Raw genomic sequence first — 18111 nt, forward strand, 5'->3', positions numbered from 1 at the left:
GATGCCGGCCTGCCCCGCGCTGCTCGTCAGCGCGCCCGCGTCCGGACAGGGCAAGACGTCGGTGACGGCCGGCCTCGCGCGGCTGCACCGGCGGCTCGGCCGGCGCGTGCGCGTGTTCAAGACCGGGCCCGATTTCCTCGATCCGATGCTGCTCGAACGCGCGAGCGGCGCGCCCGTGCATGCGCTGGACCTCGGGATGGTCGGCGAAGCCGGCTGCCGCGCGCTGCTCGCCGAGGCCGCGCGCGATGCCGACCTGATCCTGATCGAAGGCGTGATGGGGCTGTTCGACGGCACGCCGAGCAGCGCCGATCTCGCGACCGCGTTCGGCGTGCCGGTCGTCGCGGTGATTTCCGCGAAGGCGATGGCGCAGACGTTCGCGGCGATCGCGTTCGGGCTCGCGCGCTTCCGGCCCGGCGTGCCGTTTCACGGCGTGCTCGCGAACCGCGTCGGCTCGCCGCGACACGCGGAACTGCTGCGGCAGGCGCTGCCCGACGACCTGCGCTGGCTCGGGCACGTGCCGGCCGATGCGGGCATCGCGTTGCCGGAACGGCATCTCGGGCTGCACCAGCCGGCCGATATCGACGATCTCGACGCCCGGCTCGATCGCGCGGCCGACGTACTCGCGCGCACCACGCTCGCCGAGTTGCCGCCTGCCGTCGCATTCGCGGAACCGGGCGTTGCCGCTCCGCTGCCGCGCGCGCTCGCCGGCAAGCGGATCGCGATCGCGCGCGATGCGGCGTTCTCGTTCATCTATCCGGCCAATCTCGCGTTGCTCGACGCGCTTGGCGCGCAGTTGCGGTTCTTTTCGCCGCTTGCCGACGAACCCGTGCCCGACGATTGCGATGCGCTGTTCCTGCCGGGCGGGTATCCGGAGCTGCACGCGGCGACGCTGGCGGCGCATGCCGTGACCGCGCGGACGATTCGCGCGCACGCGGCGGCCGGCCGGCCGATCGTCGCGGAATGCGGCGGGATGGTGTATCTGTGCGAGTCGCTGACCGACGTGGACGGCGTCACGACGCCGATGCTCGGACTGCTGCCCGGCCAGGCGACGATGCAGCGCCGGTTCGCGGCGCTCGGGATGCAGCAGCTCGATACGCGCACCGGGCCGATGCGCGGTCATACGTTTCATTATTCGCGGCTGGCTACGCCGCTGGCGCCGGTGGCGACCGCCGCCCGGCCCGATGGCGAGGCCGGCAGCGGCGAAGCCGTTTATCGCGCGGGCGCGATCGTCGCGACGTACATGCACATGTACTGGCCGTCGAATCCGGATGCGGCGGCGGCGTTGTTCGGCGGGGACGCGTTCTAGCTTGGCCGATGTCGCAATGGCACCGGGACGGCGATTACAGATGCCGCTCGATATCCATGCGCTGATGCGGAATCCGGATGACATCGAGCGTGTCATCCGTTTCGCGATAGAAAACGACGTGTGAACTTACCGCGTACCGGAAATAGCCCTCGCGAACAGCGCAAGCCCGGCCGACCTTTTCTCCGTGCGCCAGTGCTTCCATCGTTGCGATCAGATCGCGGTGGTAATGGTCCGCCTGCGCGAGCGACCCATGCTCGGCGGTATAGCGCCAAATGTCTTCGAGATCGAGTTCCGCCAGCGGGGTCAGCTGAAGCTGCCGACCCTTAACCGCCATGGGATCCCCGCATGCGCGTCAGGAACGCCTCGCTATCGAATGGCCTGGGCGCTCCTGAGGCCTCGCCCGCCTTCAACGCTTCTTGCAACGCACGTACCTGCGTTTCATGGGATTCGAGGAGTCGCAAACCGGCTCGGACGACATCGCTCGCAGAGCCATATCGCCCTGATTGCACTTGGGAATCGACGAATTCGGCGAAGTGGTCACCGAGGGAAACGGATGTGTTCCGCGACATGAGTCACCTCCTGCTCAAGTCAATCATCACATACCAAAGTTTGGTACATATGGTCTCGGGCAGTCGGGACCAGCGCACACATGCACAGCCCCGGACCTCACGCGCCATCCGTCACACCAGAAACGTCTCGGCCAGCCTGACCCAGTACGACGCACCGGTCGGCAATGCCGCGTCGTTGAAGTCGTAGCCGGGGTTGTGCACCATGCAGCCGCCCTCCCCGTCGCCGTTGCCGATGATCAGGTAGCAGCCCGGCCGCTGCTCGAGCAGGAACGCGAAATCCTCGCTGCCGGTGAGCGGCACCATCCCGTCGATCAGGTTCGCTTCGCCGACCCACTCGCGCGCGACACCGCGTGCGAACGCGGTCATCTCCGCATCGTTGACGAGTACCGGGTAGCGCCGCTGGTAGTCGATCGTCGCGGTCGCGCCGAACACGGCCGCCTGCGCGTGAACGACTTCCTTGATGCGCGTTTCGAGCAGGTCGCGCACCTCCGGCTTCAGCGCGCGCACGGACAGGCGCATCTGCGCGCGATCGGGAATCACGTTCGGCGCTTCGCCCGCGTGGATCGCGCCGACCGTGACGATCGCCATGTCGAGCGGCGACACGTTGCGCGACACGATCGTCTGCAGCGCGACGATGATCTGCGCGCACACGACGACCGGATCGATCGCCTTGTGCGGCACCGCGCCGTGGCCGCCGCGCCCCTGCACGTCGACGATCACGGTATCCGACGACGCCATGAACGGCCCCGGCAGGAAGCCCAGCTTGCCCGTCGGGAAACCCGGCATGTTGTGCATCGCGAAGATCGCATCGCACGGGAACAGCTCGAACAGCCCGTCGTCGAGCATTTGCTTCGCGCCGCCGAGCCCTTCTTCGGCCGGCTGGAAAATCAGGTTCAGCGTGCCGGAGAAACGGCGCTCGCGCGCCAGGTGCTTCGCGGCCGCGAGCAGCATCGCCGTGTGGCCGTCGTGGCCGCACGCGTGCATCTTGCCGGCGATCGTGCTCTGGTACGGCAGGCCGGTCGATTCGTGGATCGGCAGCGCATCCATGTCGGCGCGCAGGCCGAGGCGCTGCGTGCCGTTGCCGACCTTCAACTGCGCGACGACGCCCGTGCCACCGAGCCCGCGATGCACCGTGTAGCCCCACCCCTGCAACTGCTCGGCCACGAGGTCGCTCGTCGCGAATTCCTCGAAACCCAGCTCGGGGTGAGCATGGATGCGGTGCCGGATCTCGATCATTTCGTCGGCGAGGCCTGCGGGGATCACGCTGTGCGTCACGGTGTCGTCTCCTGTTGTTCAGTGGGGAATGTGCAGGCAAGGATAGTGCGTTGAGCAGCAACCGGACAGACAGAAAGTCGTCGTGGCGACAACTGCTGGTTGCCTCTTGATCATGCGGGCGCGGGACGAAGCGCGCGGCTTCCGGAAGCGCTGCCCATCCGGACGACTACCGCATGCGATCGGCCCACCCGACACTGTGTGTTCGGGATCGATTTTCATGCGGAGATTATCGGTGGTTGCCGCTCATTACCCTGGAATAATTCCTTTACATCAAAGAGTTGAGAACGTTTGTTCATTTTTTGACGGTTGTACATTTTTTGTGTACACTGACAAAACAGTGAACAAGCGATCCTCCGTGATGCCCGCGAACGCCCCCCTCCCGATATCGGAACAGCACGTGCTCGACGAGGCCTGTGCCGCGTTCGCGCGCGCGACCCGACGCTTCCATGCTCGGCCCGTGCGCGTGCCGGCGGCCTGCCAGGCGCGCGCCGACGCAATGATCCGTTTCGACATCGCCGGCCAGACTTTCGAGATGCCGGCGGCCGTGAGCATCGGCGTCGAATCGCTGCAGGGCGCGCTCGCGGCGCTGCGTCGCCGCGGCGGCACGCCGGCGCCGGGCGAGCGGCCGCTGATGCTGGTCGCGCCGTACTTTTCGGCCGAGCTGGCCGCCCGCCTGACCGAGCACGACATCCCGTTTCTCGATACGGCCGGCAATGCGAGCCTGATCCAGCCGGAGGCCACCGTGATGATCGCCGGCCGGCCGAAACCTGCCCGCACGCCGCGCCGTCAGGCATCGCGCGCGACGACGCCCAAGGGGCTCGCCGTGATGTTCGCGCTCGCGACGCAGCCGGGCCTCGTCGCGCAGCCGTATCGCGCGATCGCCGCCGGGTCGGGCGTCGCGCTCGGCACGGTCAATCTGGCGATGGACGATCTGATTGCGCGCGGCCTCGTCGCGCAGCGGCGCAACGGCGCGCGCCTGATTCCCGACTGGCCGCGCTTCGTGCAGGAATGGGTCGCGCTGTACCCGAGCCGGCTGCGCGCGAAACTGCCGGCCCGGCGGTTTGCCGCGCTTGCGCCCGACTGGTGGCGCGACTTCGATTTCGCGGCGTGCGATGCGCGGCTCGGCGGCGAACCGGCAGCCGACCTGCTGACCCACGACCTGAAGCCGGCCGCGATCACCGTCTATACGCACGGCACCGTGTCGAACCGCCTGCTGCTCGACGCGCGCCTGCGGCCGGACGAGCGCGGCGACGTCGAGGTGCTCGAAGCGTTCTGGCCGCCGTCGCCGGCACTCGACTGGCGCGAGCAGGATGTGCCGCTCGTGCCGCCGCTCCTGATCTACGCGGATCTCGTCTCGTCCGGAGACAGCCGCAATCTTGCCGCCGCCGAGCAGATCCATGACCGATACCTCGCCCACCCGCCCGCTTGAAGTCGACCCGCGCCGGCCGCTCGAGCCGGCGGCGCTCGCGCTGCTGCGGGCGGTCGGCGCGGCCTGCACGCGGCTCGACACGGCATTCGTCGTCGCCGGCGCAACCGCGCGCGACATCCTGATGTGGCACGTCCACGGCATCCGGCCGGTACGCGCGACGCGGGACGTCGACGTCGCGGTGTGCGCGGTGAGCTGGCCGTCTCACGCGCAGCTCGTCGATGCGCTCGTCGCGACCGGGCAATTCGCGCACGCGCCGAAGCATCAGCAAAAGCTGCTGTTCGACAGCGGCATGCCGGGGTTTCGCACGGAGCTCGATCTCGTGCCGTTCGGGCCGCTCGAAACGCCGCCCGGAGAAATCGCATGGCCGCCCGGCGGCGAATTCGTGCTGAACGTGCTGGGTTTCCAGGAGGCGGTCGAGACGGCGCTGCCCGTGTCGGTCGGCGCGGGCGTCGTGGTGCCGGTGGCCAGCCTGCCGGCGCTCGTGCTGTTGAAACTGCTTGCCTGGAAGGACCGGCGCGCGCGCCAGAACAGCGACGCGTACGATCTGCTGTTCCTGCTCACGCATTTTCACGACGCGGGCAATCGCGAACGGATCTGGGACGTCGCGCCCGATCTGGTGGAACGGCACGGTTTCCAGCCGGAGCTGGCGGCGGCGGCGTTGCTGGCGCGCGATGCGAAACGGATTGCGTTGCCGCACACGCACGACGCCATTCACGCGCTGTTATCCGACGACGCGATTTACGCGATGCTCGGGCAGGACCTGCTGGCACGTGCGTTCGCGCTGTTGCCGGGTGAATTCGACGACGACGCGGACCGGTATCTCGATGCGTTCCGTGGCGCTTTTCTTGCCGGCCCGGCCACCGGCCACGTGTGACGCGACGCAACCCGGCAAGATGACGACGCTGCCGCCCGTTCGGCTCAAGCTGCCCAGTCTTCGACGGACAACCCCGCGACGCGACTCAATTCACGACCGTTATTCGTCACGAGCACCGCGCCGGCGGCAATGGCATGGCCGGCGATCGACGCATCGTTTGCGCCGATCGGCGTGCCGCGGGCCGCGAGATCGGCTCGAATCGCTGTCGTTGCATCAACTGCGGCCGTATCCCACGACAGCACGCCATCCAGCCGTGCGACGAAGGCCGTCACGAGTGCCGCATGCTTTGGCGACGCCTTCTTGCCCACAGCGCCGAATCGCATTTCGGCATAGGTGATCGCCGACACAACGATCCGGTGCTGCGCATTGACGCACGACTGCAGCCGGGACAACACCACGGGCGGCCGCTCGCGCATGATGAACGAGCAGATGTTCGTATCGAGCATATAGAGCGTCGTCACTGGCTCGCCTCCGTCGATGCATCGTCATCGGTGCCGGACAGGTCGAAACGGCCGGTTTCGACGACGGCCGGGCGCTCGACGAGGAAATCGGAATCAGCCAGCGGTTCGCTCGCGAATGACAGCCACGTCGGTCGTACCGGACGCAGCAGCAGCGTATCGCCCTCACGGCGGATCTCGAGCTCGGTCACACCCTCGAATTCCATGTCCTTCGGGATGCGGATTGCCTGGTTACGGGCGTTCTTGAAAATGGAAACGGTGCGCATGAGCCACTCCACTGGCGTTCGATGCGTCCATTCTAGGCATATGCCGGCATATGTCAACGTTGGGGGGCGCGGACCGGGAAGCGTGTCCCACGCCGTGGCGAGTGTGCTGGCCATATCGTCACGACCTGTCGTGGATGAGAGGGAAATCCATTCTTCCTCATGCAGCCCGGCTGATCCATATCCCGAACGGCCGATGCCCCACCCCGCCAGACCGCGCGACACGTCACCCTGTCGCCTCGCGCCCCCGCCCAGTCACGGCAACCGGAAAGTGTCGAAGAACGTTTCGCGCTCCATCACGGTCAGCGCCGCGCGCTTGTGCGGAAAATCGAACTCCTTCAGCGTGTAGAACCCGAGCCGGTGCATGTATGCGATATGCCGGACGTGATCGATCCGCGGCTCGCCCACGAGCCGCTGCGTGCGCGGTTCGTCGACGAACATGTAATGCAGCACCCCGCTCCACCATGCATGCAGCTTGCCCGCGCTCTGGAACCGCGAGTCGCCGATCAGCAGGTGCAGCCCGCGATCGTAGTCGTGCGCATCGTAGAACGGCGCGAGACGATCCTCCTTCGCCCAGTAGAACTCGAAATAGCCGAACGGCGTGTCGTCGAAATAGCCGATCATCGGATGCATGTGCGGATCGGCGAGCCGCTCCGTCAGATACGCGGCGTGCTCGTCGCGCGTGCCGCGCTGATCCCAGAAGTGCGCGACGCGATCGAGGTTCATCCAGTCGCTGAAAAGCTGCGCATGCGTGTCGACGTCGACGGTGCGCAGGCTGAACGTCATCCCGACCTGCGGCATGTAGCGCGCATAGATCTCGCCGGCCGGCGACGGCGGCCGCACCGGATGGCGATGGCCGTTCGTGATCGCGTAGCGCAGCGGCATTCCGCTCGATGCGGGCGCCGTCAGCCACGGTTGCGGGTTCTGCCAGAACGTCGCGCGCGATGCATTCAGGCGCAACCGGCCGCCTTCGATCTGCGCGCCGTCGATCACGCCCTCGCGCACCGCGCGGTCGACGTACGATGCGACGGCCGACGGATCGGCACTCCCGAGCGGCACGGACACCGTCGCCGTATCGTGCCGCGTGTCCGTGTTGAACAGCGCGACGAATTCCGCAAGCAGCATGGCCGGCGGATCGTCGGGCCGCCATGCATCGAGCGCGCGCTCGACGGCAGACGTCGTCTGCGTCTGCGCATGCGCCGCGCCGTCGAGCGCCGCGGCCACCTCGCCTTCCACGGCCTCTGCCGCGCCGGCCGGTTTCGTCAGCGTGTCTTCCATTACAGTGCTCCCGCGTCGTGGCGGTCGGCGAGGATGTGCAGCCCCCGCTCGAGCGCCGGAAACAGGCTGCGCTGGAAGTTGTTCCAGCGCAGTTCGAGAATCGTGTCGTCCGGTGCGATCGGTGTGTCGAGCACGTCGCAGATCACTTCGCCGGAATCGATGCCGTTGTCGACGTAGTGGAACGATGCACCCGTCATCGTCACCGGTTCGATGGGCGCGCGCGCGCCGCTCGCCCAGTCGACCCGTTCGCCGCGCGCGCCGTGCAGCGCATCGAGCGTCGCCCATGCGCCGCGCCGCTGGTACGGCGAATCGTCGGCCGTGATGCCGGGGTGAATGTTCGCGATGCGCCGGTGAAAACGCGCGCCGGGCCGCACGAGCTCGTCGAGGATCACGAGCAGCCCGTCGAGCACGACCACGTCGGCGTCGAGTTCGAGCAGGCGTTCGAGCAGCCGGCGCTCGAACGCCTGCTTGCCCGTCACGCGCTCGCGCGCATCGCGCGGCAGCCGGCGATACGTCGATGCGATCGTGCAGAACAGTTCGTCGACGGGCCGGCCCTGCACCGTCAGCCCTTCCGGCAGGATCCACGGGTGGCCGGGCGTGCGCGCGAACCCGTAGTCGGCGACCTTTGCGCGGTCGGCCGGCGAGCCTGCGTCGTCGTCGACGATCACGCCCTGGAGCGTATAGCGCTCGCCGAGCGGCGAATCGTTCAGGCGTTCGACGAGGAATTCGAGCGGCGCCTTCATGTAGCGCGTGCCGCCCTGGTAAGCGACCGGCTGGCCGGCGCGATCGGCCGCGCCGTTGCGCAGCGACTGGATGTAGACGAGATTTTTCTTCGGCATGGAGGCGTCGTGGAAAAAGCGGACGACGGCGCCGCGGCTCGCGCGGACCGGCCCGAAGGCCGGCCGGCACGCCGCGGCGCGCGGCGTCACCAGTTGTATTTCGCGGTGGCGATCACCGTGCGGTCGGTGCCGAAAATGCAGACGCTCGCCGACTGGCAACCGCTGATGTAGTGGCGGTTGAACAGGTTGGTCCCGTTCACGGCAAAGCGCCAGTTACGCATGTCGTAATGCACGCCCGCGTCGAACAGCGTGACGCTCGAGACCGACAGCGAGTTGTCGGACGCACCGGCCGACGCGCTCTGGTAGCGCACGCCGCCGCCGAGGCCGAAGCCCGCGAGCGGCCCCGTGTGCCACGTCCAGTCGGTCCACAGCGACGCCATCTGGCGCGGACGCGGAATGTCGACCGGCCAGTTGTTCAGCGAATCGTCGTTGGCCTTCACGTTCTTCACGTCCTGGTAGACGTAGGACGCGATCACCGACAGGTTGCGCGTGAGCTTGCCGGTCGCGCTCAGCTCGATCCCGCGCGAGCGCACTTCACCCGTCTGGATCTGCGTCGTGCCGGCCGGATCGAGATCCGTCGGCGTCGGCGTGAGCACGTTGGTCTGGTTGATCTGGTAGATCGCCGCGTTCAGCATCATGTTCTTGCCGGGCGGCTGCCAGCGCAGGCCGGCCTCGATCTGCTTGCCGCGCGTCGGCTGCGGCAGGCCGCCGCCGTACAGGCTCACGCCGATCAGCGGGTTGAACGACGTCGCGTAGCTGACGTACGGCGACAGGCCGTAGTCGCCCTCGTACGTCAGCCCGACGCGGCCCGTGAACGCCGTCACGTCGGCCTTCGACTGCGTGCCGCCCGCGCGGTCGTCCATCCGCATGTTGACCCAGTCCTCGCGGCCGCCGAGCGTCAGCGTCCAGCGGTTCCACTTGATCTGATCCTGCGCGTACAGGCCGAACGTGTTCATCGTCGTGTACGTGTTGGTCCGGTACGTGCTGTCCGGATCGGAGAACACCGACAGCGTGACCGGCGTATAGACCGGGTTGTACAGGTTCAGCGTCGGGGCGGCGGCCAGCCATTCGCTGTCGGTCGCGGTCTGGCGGTTGTACTGGAAGCCGAGCAGCAGCGTGTGCTGGAGCGGGCCCGTCGCGAAGCGGCCTTCGAGGTTGTTGTCGATGTCGAAGCGGCTGTAGTTCATCTGGAACACGCCGGCCCAGCGGTTGACGTCGGTCAGGGTGTCGTCGGCGAAGCCCGCGCCCCACACCGACCCGTTGTCGAGCGACAGGTGCATCAGGCGGGTGTTCTGGCGGAACGTCCACGCCGGCGTCAGCTTCTGCTCGAACTGGTAGCCGAGCGACCACTGCTTCTTGCGGTAGTAGTTGAAGCTGCCGTCGCCTTCGTAGATGTCCTGGTTGATCTGGCCGTTCGGGTTCGGCAGCACCGTGCCCTGCGCGGGCAGGAAGTTCGACGAGATGTCGCCCCAGTCCTGCAGGTACGTCGCGGACAGCGTCAGCGACGTATCCGCGTTCGGGCGCCAGCGGAACGACGGCGCGAGCGACACGCGCTGGTCGTTGTTCGGGCCGGTCACCGCGTTGCCGTCGCGTGCGACGCCGACGAACCGGTACGCATACCGGCCGTCCGGGTCGAGCTTGTCGCCGACGTCGATCATGAACTGCTTGCGCGCATAGTTGCCGATCTGCACGCCGGCTTCGCGCACGCGCTCGCCGTCGGCGGTCTTGGTCTGCACGTCGATGATCGCGCCCGGGTCGCCCGCGCCGTACAGCACCGAGGTCGGCCCGCGCAGCACCGAGATGCTGTCGATCATGTACGGATCGACGCGCCAGCTCGACAGGTTGAGCGTGTTCGGCACCTGCAGCCCGTTCACGTAGGCGGTCGGCGTGAAGCCGCGCAGCGCCGCGTACCAGTCGGAACGGTTGTCCGAACCGTACGACGAGAAACCGGGCACGTAGCGCAGCGCCGCGTTCACGTCGGTCGCGCCCGTCATCTCGATCTGCTGCGCGGTGACGACGTTGATCGTCTGCGGGATTTCGGTGATCGGGGTATCGGTCTTCGTGCCGCTGCGGCTGCGCTTCGCGACGAGCCCGACCGTGCCGTCGCCTTCCGAGCCCGCGTTGACGTTGATCGCCGGCAGCGTGCCGGTCGCCGCGCTGTCCGATGCGCTGCTCGATGCACCGGCCGTCGAACTCGCCGCCGCGCCGTTCTGCGCACTGCTGACCGGCGCCGAAGCGCCTGCGTTCACGGTCGGCGCCGTCTGGGCGAATGCGTGCCCTGCCGCCGCCGTCCCGAACGCCACGCTTGCCGCGGCTGCGATCGCACGCAAACGCGTGCCTGTTGCCCACTCCATCTTTCTCTGCTCCAGTTTTTCATGCGGTCTCCGACCGCGCCTTTGTCAAAGAGCGAAAGCCATCCGGCCCGCGCTCACCCCGTTTTGATGTCGTTGTTCATGTACTGCCCGGGCCGCGCCGTCGTCATGGGCGGGCGCGCTCCCGTCTTCGAGCGACGCGCAGATTTCGTCCGCGCGGCGCGCCAGGACCGACAGCAGCGTGTCGGACAATCCGTGGCTGTCTTCGCAGCAGCCTTGCAGGTAGATGCGCGGCGCGAAGTGCTCGGGCGTCGCGAGCAGGTAGTCGCGCGTCACGTCGCCGCGCGTGAGCGCGTCTCCCAGGTACGGCGCGAGCCCTTCGAGCAGCGCCGAGTGCGTGTCGCGCCGGTAGCCGGTCGCGAGCACGAGCGCGTCGAAGCGTTCGACGCGCGTCGCGCCGTTCATCCGGTCGCGCAGCGTCAGTTCGATGCGGCCGTCGGCGGCGCGCACCGCGGCTTCGATCGCGCTGTTCGCGAGCAGCGCATGACGCGGCGTGCCGTCGATGCGCTGCAGGTACAGCATTTCGTAGATCTGCTCGATCAGCGGCCGGTCGACCACCGCGTAGTTGGTGTCGCGATAGCGCTCGAGCAGCGCGCGGCGCGCGTCCTGCGGCTGTGCGTAGACGACGTCGGTGAACGCCGGGCTGAAGATCTCGTTGACGAACGGGCTGTCGTCGGCCGGTTTCAGCGCACCGGCGCGCATCACGAGGCTCGCGTCGACGTGCGGGAAGCGGCGCGCGAGGTCGATGAACACCTCGGCCGCGCTCTGCCCCGCGCCGATCACCGCGACACGGCGGCGCTCGCCGTCCGGCGACGCGACCAGCCGGTCGATGTCGGTCAAATACGACGACGAGTGGATCACGCGGTCGCGGCCGAGCGCGGCGAACGCGTCCGGCACCGCCGGCGTGCCGCCGACGCCGACCGACAGCGCGCGCGTCACGCGCTGGCGCTCGTGGCCCGCGGCATCGCGCGACAGCACGCGCAGCGCGTCGATGCGCGCGCCGTCGCCGTGGACGGGCTCGATCGCCGTGACGGTCTCGCTGTAATGGACGTGCTCGTCGAACGCCTGTGCGACCCAGCTCAGGTAGTCGTGGAATTCGACGCGGGTCGGATAGAAGTTCTTCAGGTTGACGAATTCGTTCAGCCGGCCCCGTTCGAACAGGTAGTTGATGAACGTATAGCGGCTTTTCGGATCGCGCATCGTGACGAGATCCTTCAGAAACGAGATCTGCATCCGGCAGTCGTCGAGCAGCATCCCGCGATGCCAGCCGAATTCCGGCTGGCGTTCGACGAAGCAATGCGCGAACGGACGCGCACCGCCGCCCTCGGCAAGGCGCACGGCCAGCGCCAGGTTCGACGGCCCGAAGCCGACGCCGATCAGGTCGAATACGGTTTCTCTCTGCATGTCTCTCAGCTCCCTTGTCGGTGAAACCGGCCCGTCAGACATGACGGCCGGAGAAGAACGTCTCGCGCAGCGCATGCATCCACAGCGGCTGCGCGTCGGCCTGCGCCAGACGGCGCTGCCGCGCGAAGCCATGCCGCGCGAGGATGTCGACGACCCGCGCATGGCCGGCCGGGACCGCGCAGCCGAGCGCTTCGGTGCGCGGATCGTCGAGAAACAGGTAATGGACGACGGACGGCAGCCAGCCCGCCACGCAATGCGGGCCGCGCCAGCGCGATTCGCCGACCAGCATCCGCAGGCCGCGGTCGTAGTCGCGCGCGCCGACGTGCGGCGCGAGCGGGTCTTCCTTCAGCCAGAACGCTTCGAAATACGCGAACGGTTCGCCGTCGAAGCAGCCGACGAGCGGCGTGACGTGCGGATCGGCATCGGGCGCCGTGCCGTCCACGCCGGGCTGCGTGCCCGGCCAGCCGTCGCGCACGCGCGGCTCGTCGAACCAGCGCGCGACGCGCGCGGCGTCCTCGCCCGGCTGCCAGCCGCGCAGCGTGAAGCGCACGCCGAGCGCCGGCAGGTCGCGGGCGTATACGTCGCCGCGCGGCGCGGGCGGCCGGCGCGGATGACGCCGGCCGTCGGTCAGCATCGGCAGCGTCGCGCACGGCAGATGCGCACCGACGCGCCACAGGTCCGCCTGTTGCGCCCAGCCTTCGCGCATGCACAGGCCGCCGTCGGCGAGCACGCCGCTCGCGCGCAGCGCGTCGAGCGCGACTGCCGGCCACGCGGCCGGGTCGAGCCGGATCGCCGCGCGGCGGACGTCGTCGGAAAACGCCGCGGCGAGCGCGGCCAGCAGCGCGCGGCGCTGGTCGGCCGGTGCCGCGCGATGGTTGTATGCGACGAGGCGCAGCGTGCCGTCGTCCGCGAGTTGCGCGCGCAACAACTGCGCGCCGATGCCGTCGCCATGCGCGACGCGGATCTCCGCGTCGTCGCGCGCGGCGAACAGGTCGTCCGCGAAGACGAGGCGGCAGGTGTCGGGCATCGTGAATCCGTCCGGACGCACTTCAGCCAGCATCGCGCACCTCCAGGCCGGTTTGGGCCGGTGTGCCGATGCGTGCGCCGAGCGCCGCGAGCGTCGGCGACGCAAACACGTCGGCCACCGTCAGCGGGTGACCGGCGCGGCTCGCCGCGTCGACGAAGCGCACGACGTCGAACGACGTCGCACCGGCCTCGAACAGATCGGCGTCGGGCGCAGGCGCGGCCGTCGCGAACGTGTCCGACCACAACGCCGCGAGCGATGCAACGGCGTTCGGGGCGGCCGCCGCTGCCGTGCCGTGCGCCGCATGGCGAGCCGGCGCGGCTGCGTCCGCCGTGCGCGCGGCGAACCGCGCATCGGGCGCGCCGAGCGTCGCTTCCGGCGCACCGGCGAAACGGGCGACTTCGTCGTGATACAGCCGGACGAGCGTGTCGACGAACGCACCGTCGAGCAGTTCGTCCGCATACGAGAACGCGGCGCTCACGCGGCCGTCCGGATGTTCGACGACGTCCAGCTCCAGCGTGAACACGACGCGATGACGCACGTCGTCGAATTCGGCGAGCGACAATCCGGCCCAGTCGCGCGCGGCCGCGCCGGTCGGGCGCAGGTAGTTGAACATCACCTGGAACAGCGGATTGGCCTGCGCCGTGCGTGGCGCGCGCAGTGCCGCGACGACGTCGGCGAACGGCACGTCGGCATGCGCATACGCGGCGAGCGCCGTGTCGCGCACCTGGGCGAGCACGTCCGCGCGGCGGGCTGCCGCGTCGAGACGCGTGCGCACGACGACGGAATTGATGAAGAGCCCCAGCGCATCGCGCGCCGCGTCGCCCGTCAGCTCGCGCGTCGACGCGAGCACGCCGACCGGCTGGTCGGCCGCGCCGGTCGCGCGGAACAGCGCGGTGTTGAGCGCCGCGTGCAGCAGCATCGGCAACGTCGCATGCGCGGCCGATGCGGCGGCGCGCGCCGTCCGGATCAGCGCCGCATCGAACTCGAACGCGATGCGTGCCGCGCGCCATTGCGGGACGGCCGGCGCATCCGCGCGCTGCGGCAGCACGCACGACGGCAGCTCGGCCAGCGCGTCGCGCCAGTACGCGACGCGGGCCGGGTGGCACGGCGCAGGCAAGACGAGCGGGCTATTCTCCCGCGCGGGCGTCGATGCCGATGCCGCTTGACCGCGCACGCTATCGACATAGCGCGCGCGTACCGCATCGAGCCACAACTCGATCGATTCGCCATCCGACACGATGTGATGGATCGTCACCGACAACACGTGATCCTCGGCGCCGAGCCGCAGCACGCGTGCGCGCCACAGCGGCGCATCGGCGACGAGATCGAACGGTGCGAGCGCATCCGCATCCGTCAGCGCAGCCGCACGGGCGAGCGCATCGGGCTGTGCCGACAGATCGACGACCGGCAGCGCGACGGTCGGGGCGTCGTCGATCCGCTGGCCCGGCAGCATGCCGTCGCGCGTGACGAGCCGCGTGCGCAGCGCCGGATGTGCGGCTGCCGCGGCGGAAAACGCCGCGCGCAGCGCAGCGACGTCGAGCGGGCCGCGCACGCGCAGCGCGACCGGAATGTTGTACGCGGCGCTGTCCGGCTGCGCGCGCCACAGGAACCAGAGGCCGAGCTGCGCGGGCGACAGCGGCCACACACCGTGCGCATCGGGTTTGACCACCGCGACGCCCGGCGCCGCGGCGCCGGCGTGTGCGGCGCGCGGTGCGTCGGCAACCTGCCGCGCATATTGCGCGAGCACCGGCGCTTCGAACAGCGCGCGTACCGGCACGTCGCGGCCGAGCCGCTCGGCGACGCGCGTCGCGACGCGCACCGCGGCCAGCGAATGGCCGCCGAGTTCGAAGAAGTGATCGCCACGGCCGACGCGCTCGACGTTCAGCACGTCGCGCCAGATCGCCGCGAGCGCGGCCTCGTCGCCGTCGTGCGGCGCTTCGTATGCACGTTCGACGCGCACCGGCGCGGGCAGTCGCGCGCGGTCGACCTTGCTGTTGGCATTGCGCGGCAGCGCGTCGAGCACGATCAGTTGCGCCGGCACCATGTAGTCGGGCAGCGTGCGGCGCAGATGCGCATCGAGCGTCGCGGCTTCGACGGGGTGCGCCGCGGCCTGCGCGTCGGCGGTCAGTTCGACGTACGCGACGAGCTGGGCCTGCGCGCCCTGCCCGTGCACGACCGCGCACGCTTCGCGCACCGCGTCGTGCGCGGCGAGCTGGGCCTCGATTTCACCGAGTTCGATGCGCAGCCCGCGCAGCTTCACCTGATGATCGACACGCCCGATGAAATCGAACACGCCGTCCGCGCGACGCCGCACGAGGTCGCCGGTGCGATACAGGCGCGCGCCCGGCGCGCCGTACGGATCGGGCACGAAGCGCTCGGCCGTCAGCGCCGGACGATCCAGATAGCCGCGCGCCACGCCGATCCCCTCGCCGCCCAGATACAGTTCGCCGATCACGCCGACCGGCAGCGGATGCAGCCGCGCGTCGAGCACGTGCGCGGTGCGCGCGCCGACCAGCGTGCCGATCGGCAGGTACGCGGCGTCGCCAAGTGCCGCGAGATCGTCGCCGGGACGGAACATCCACAACGTCGGCGTGATGACGGTCTCGGTCGGGCCGTAGCCGTTGACCACCCGCACGTTCGGCATCGCGCGGCGCAGCATCGCGAACGCTTCGCGCGACGTCGCCTCGCCGCCGACGGTCAGCGAACGCAGCGTCGGCGGTGCGCCGTGCGCGAGCGTCCATTCCGCGAGTTGCGCGGCGCAGCCGGGCGGCACGTAGGTCATCGTCACGCCGTCGCGGACCATCATCGCGCAGGTCTGCGCGGGCGGCCACAGCACGTCGGCCGTCACCGACACGGCGGCGCCCGACAGGTATTGCGAAAACCAGCCTTCGTGCGCGCCGTCGAAGTTGACCGACTGGAACAGCAGGAATACGTCGTGTTCGCCCGCGCCGTAGCGCTCGGCGATCGCCACGCAGTGCCGCGCGAATGCCGCGTGATCGACGATCACGCCCTTCGGCTTGCCCGTCGAGCCCGACGTGTAGATCGCGTACGCCGCATGGCCGGGCAGTACGTTCGGCAATTCAACGTGCGCGGCTTCGTCGAATGTTGCGACTTCGTCCGCGCGCCAGATGCGCAGTTCCGGCAGATCGGGCAGCGACGCGGCGCTCGCGGCGTCGGTCAGCACGTGCGCGATGCCCGCGTCGCCGACGATCTGCGCGAGCCGTTCGCGCGGATGGGCCGGATCGAGCGGCACGAACGCGGCGCCCGACTTCAGCACCGCGATCAGCGCGACCAGCAGGTCGACCGAACGCTGCAGCGCGACGCCGACGCGCATCTCGGGCCGCACGCCGGCCGCGACGAGATTGCGCGCGATGCGCGCGGCGCGGGCGTCGACTTCGCCGCGCGTAAACGCGCGATCGATGTCGGCGACGCCGCGCGCGTCGGGCCGCGCCTGCGCATGCGCGGCGATGCGCGCATGCACCGGCACGAACGGTTCGGCCTCGGCCGCACCCGCCGGCGCGTTCCACGCGAACAGTTGCGCGAGTTCATCGGCGGGCAGCCAGTCGAGATCGCCGATCGGCATGTCGGGGCGCGCGAGCGCGTCGCCGAGCAGCGTGACGAAGCGCGCGGCGAGCCGCGCGATCGCGTCCGCGTCGAACAGGTCGAGCGCGTAGATGAAGGCGGCGTCGAAGGTGCCGTCGGGCGTCGCCTCGACGGCGAGCGTCAGGTCGAATTTCGCGGACGGCGTGCCGGACGGCAACAGCGCGGCCGACGCCGCGCCCAGTGCGGGCAGCGCGCGGCGCTCGCCATAGGCGGCCATCACCTGGAACAGCGGATGATGGCTCGCGCTGCGCGGCACGCCGAGCGCGTCGACGACCTGTTCGAACGGCACGTCCTGGTGCATCTGCGCATCGACGAGCGCACGCTGCGTACGCGCGACCAGCGACGAGAAATCGCCGTGCGCGGGCACGTCGATGTCGATCGCGAGCGTGTTGACGAAGAACCCGATCAGGCTGCCCGTCTCCGCGCGCTCCCGGTTCGCGGCCGGCACGCCGACGCAGATCCGCGCGTCGCCCGTGGCGCGGGCGAGCAACGCGTCGAGCGCGGCAAGCAGCACCGCGAACGGCGTCGCCCCCGACGCGGCCGCGAAGGCGCGCAGTTGCGCGCCGATCCGCGCGTCGAGCGAAAACACGTGGCGCGCGCCGCGCGCGCTGCGCCGTGCGGGCCGTGCGGCCGCACCCGGCAACGTGAGCACGCCGCGCTGCGGATCGAGCCGCTCGCGCCAGAACGCGAGCTGCCGGTCGCGCTCGCCGGCGTCGAGCCAGCGGCGCTGCCACAGCGCGTAGTCCGCATACTGGATCGGCAGCGGCGGGAGCGGCACCGGTTCGTTTGACGCATAGGCGCGATAGAACGCCGCGAGCTCGTCGAGCATCACGCCCGACGACCAGCCGTCCGACACGATGTGGTGAACGGTCAGCGCGAGCCAGTGATGCGTCGCGTCGAAGCGGATCAGGTGGGCACGCACGAGCGGCGCCGCGCCGAGATCGAACGCAATGGCTTCGTCGGCGGTCGCGACGCTGTCGGCGCGCGCGCTGCGCTGCGCGTCGGGCAGCGCTTCGAGATCGGTCTCGCGCCACGGGCAGCGCAGCGGCGCGTGGATCGTCTGCGCGACGCCGTCCTCCGCTTCGTCGAAGGTCGTGCGCAGCGCTTCATGGCGCGCGATCAGTGCGTCGCACGCGAGGCGCAGCGCGTGCGCGTCGAGCGGGCCCGTCAGCGCGAGCCGCTCGGTGATGTGATACGCGTCCGGCGCGTCGATCAGCCGCGCATGCAGCCACAACCGCGTTTGTGCGAACGATGCGCTCACGCGGTCGCTGCGGGGCGTGCGCGGCGGGATCGGGAGCACGCGAAAGTCGATGCCGGCCGCATCGAGCTTGTCGATGAAGACGGCGCGCTGCGCGTCGGGCAGTTGCGCGAAACGCGTCGCGAGCGCGAGCCAGTCGGGTTGAACCTTCGTCAT

At 69.6% G+C, this 18111-nt stretch carries 14 protein-coding genes; 3 read left to right on the forward strand and 11 right to left on the reverse strand.

All coding sequences use genetic code 11. The features are described from left to right. Window position 1: 1 nt before the first annotated feature. Window positions 2-1306: a cobyrinic acid a,c-diamide synthase CobB gene (locus tag BME24068_RS10150; RefSeq protein WP_174925987.1), complete on the forward strand. Its 1305-nt coding sequence runs from the start codon at window positions 2-4 to the stop codon at window positions 1304-1306. 34 nt (window positions 1307-1340) lie between these two features. Here BME24068_RS10150 and BME24068_RS10155 read toward each other — a convergent pair whose 3' ends face one another. The 3 genes from BME24068_RS10155 to BME24068_RS10165 form a co-directional block, all read right to left on the reverse strand. After that, complete coding sequence (locus BME24068_RS10155; RefSeq protein ID WP_174925988.1) at window positions 1341-1640, reverse strand: type II toxin-antitoxin system RelE/ParE family toxin; 300 nt, start codon at window positions 1638-1640, stop codon at window positions 1341-1343. After that, window positions 1630-1875, reverse strand: a complete 246-nt coding sequence (locus BME24068_RS10160) for a type II toxin-antitoxin system ParD family antitoxin (RefSeq protein WP_174925989.1) — start codon at window positions 1873-1875, stop codon at window positions 1630-1632. Before BME24068_RS10160 ends, BME24068_RS10155 begins: the two co-directional genes overlap by 11 nt. A gap of 111 nt (window positions 1876-1986) precedes the next feature. After that, entirely contained in the window at window positions 1987-3150 is a 1164-nt protein-coding gene (locus BME24068_RS10165) for a M20 aminoacylase family protein (RefSeq protein ID WP_174925990.1), read from the reverse strand. A gap of 358 nt (window positions 3151-3508) precedes the next feature. Here BME24068_RS10165 and BME24068_RS10170 point away from each other — a divergent pair, with 358 nt between their 5' ends. Both BME24068_RS10170 and BME24068_RS10175 read left to right on the forward strand, forming a co-directional pair. Then, complete coding sequence (locus BME24068_RS10170; protein WP_174926079.1) at window positions 3509-4579, forward strand: type IV toxin-antitoxin system AbiEi family antitoxin; 1071 nt, start codon at window positions 3509-3511, stop codon at window positions 4577-4579. After that, window positions 4548-5453 (forward strand): nucleotidyl transferase AbiEii/AbiGii toxin family protein, encoded by a 906-nt coding sequence (locus BME24068_RS10175; RefSeq protein WP_174925991.1) that lies wholly within the window; start codon window positions 4548-4550, stop codon window positions 5451-5453. The genes BME24068_RS10170 and BME24068_RS10175 overlap by 32 nt, the downstream gene beginning before the upstream one ends. Window positions 5454-5497: 44 nt before the next feature. On the opposite strand, the gene BME24068_RS10180 is transcribed toward BME24068_RS10175, so the two are convergent. The 8 genes from BME24068_RS10180 to BME24068_RS10215 all read right to left on the reverse strand — a co-directional run bounded on the left by BME24068_RS10180 (window position 5498) and on the right by BME24068_RS10215 (window position 18111). Next, window positions 5498-5914 (reverse strand): PIN domain-containing protein, encoded by a 417-nt coding sequence (locus BME24068_RS10180; RefSeq protein ID WP_174925992.1) that lies wholly within the window; start codon window positions 5912-5914, stop codon window positions 5498-5500. Further along, on the reverse strand, window positions 5911-6177 hold the full coding sequence (vapB, locus tag BME24068_RS10185) for a type II toxin-antitoxin system VapB family antitoxin (RefSeq protein ID WP_096505350.1): 267 nt from the start codon (window positions 6175-6177) through the stop codon (window positions 5911-5913). Before vapB ends, BME24068_RS10180 begins: the two co-directional genes overlap by 4 nt. Before the next feature lie 252 nt (window positions 6178-6429). Continuing rightward, the gene (locus BME24068_RS10190; protein ID WP_174925993.1) at window positions 6430-7452 is read right to left on the reverse strand and encodes a GNAT family N-acetyltransferase; all 1023 of its coding nucleotides are present in this window, start codon (window positions 7450-7452) and stop codon (window positions 6430-6432) included. After that, complete coding sequence (locus BME24068_RS10195) at window positions 7452-8291, reverse strand: formyltransferase family protein (RefSeq protein WP_096505464.1); 840 nt, start codon at window positions 8289-8291, stop codon at window positions 7452-7454. Before BME24068_RS10195 ends, BME24068_RS10190 begins: the two co-directional genes overlap by 1 nt. Before the next feature lie 86 nt (window positions 8292-8377). Further along, complete coding sequence (locus BME24068_RS10200) at window positions 8378-10645, reverse strand: TonB-dependent siderophore receptor (RefSeq protein ID WP_174925994.1); 2268 nt, start codon at window positions 10643-10645, stop codon at window positions 8378-8380. 45 nt (window positions 10646-10690) lie between these two features. Next, window positions 10691-12067 carry a lysine N(6)-hydroxylase/L-ornithine N(5)-oxygenase family protein gene (locus tag BME24068_RS10205; RefSeq protein ID WP_096505356.1) on the reverse strand — a complete coding sequence of 459 codons (1377 nt, stop codon included), beginning with the start codon at window positions 12065-12067 and terminating at the stop codon, window positions 10691-10693. A 34-nt stretch (window positions 12068-12101) separates the two neighbouring features. After that, window positions 12102-13127, reverse strand: a complete 1026-nt coding sequence (locus BME24068_RS10210; RefSeq protein WP_096505358.1) for a GNAT family N-acetyltransferase — start codon at window positions 13125-13127, stop codon at window positions 12102-12104. After that, window positions 13117-18111: a non-ribosomal peptide synthetase gene (locus BME24068_RS10215; RefSeq protein WP_174925995.1), complete on the reverse strand. Its 4995-nt coding sequence runs from the start codon at window positions 18109-18111 to the stop codon at window positions 13117-13119. The genes BME24068_RS10210 and BME24068_RS10215 overlap by 11 nt, the downstream gene beginning before the upstream one ends.

This window comes from Burkholderia anthina, from assembly GCF_902498995.1.
Lineage (GTDB): Bacteria > Pseudomonadota > Gammaproteobacteria > Burkholderiales > Burkholderiaceae > Burkholderia > Burkholderia anthina.

Excerpts from the sequence above, each read along its gene's own strand:
- BME24068_RS10150 (WP_174925987.1), top strand. The coding sequence starts at position 2 with ATGCCGGCCTGCCCCGCGCTGCTCGTCAGCGCGCCCGCGTCCGGACAG.
- BME24068_RS10155 (WP_174925988.1), bottom strand. The coding sequence starts at position 1,640 with ATGGCGGTTAAGGGTCGGCAGCTTCAGCTGACCCCGCTGGCGGAACTC.
- BME24068_RS10160 (WP_174925989.1), bottom strand. The coding sequence starts at position 1,875 with ATGTCGCGGAACACATCCGTTTCCCTCGGTGACCACTTCGCCGAATTC.
- BME24068_RS10170 (WP_174926079.1), top strand. The coding sequence starts at position 3,509 with ATGCCCGCGAACGCCCCCCTCCCGATATCGGAACAGCACGTGCTCGAC.
- BME24068_RS10175 (WP_174925991.1), top strand. The coding sequence starts at position 4,548 with ATGACCGATACCTCGCCCACCCGCCCGCTTGAAGTCGACCCGCGCCGG.
- vapB (WP_096505350.1), bottom strand. The coding sequence starts at position 6,177 with ATGCGCACCGTTTCCATTTTCAAGAACGCCCGTAACCAGGCAATCCGC.
- BME24068_RS10190 (WP_174925993.1), bottom strand. The coding sequence starts at position 7,452 with ATGGAAGACACGCTGACGAAACCGGCCGGCGCGGCAGAGGCCGTGGAA.
- BME24068_RS10195 (WP_096505464.1), bottom strand. The coding sequence starts at position 8,291 with ATGCCGAAGAAAAATCTCGTCTACATCCAGTCGCTGCGCAACGGCGCG.
- BME24068_RS10200 (WP_174925994.1), bottom strand. The coding sequence starts at position 10,645 with ATGGAGTGGGCAACAGGCACGCGTTTGCGTGCGATCGCAGCCGCGGCA.
- BME24068_RS10205 (WP_096505356.1), bottom strand. The coding sequence starts at position 12,067 with ATGCAGAGAGAAACCGTATTCGACCTGATCGGCGTCGGCTTCGGGCCG.
- BME24068_RS10210 (WP_096505358.1), bottom strand. The coding sequence starts at position 13,127 with ATGCTGGCTGAAGTGCGTCCGGACGGATTCACGATGCCCGACACCTGC.
- BME24068_RS10215 (WP_174925995.1), bottom strand. The coding sequence starts at position 18,111 with ATGACGAAGGTTCAACCCGACTGGCTCGCGCTCGCGACGCGTTTCGCG.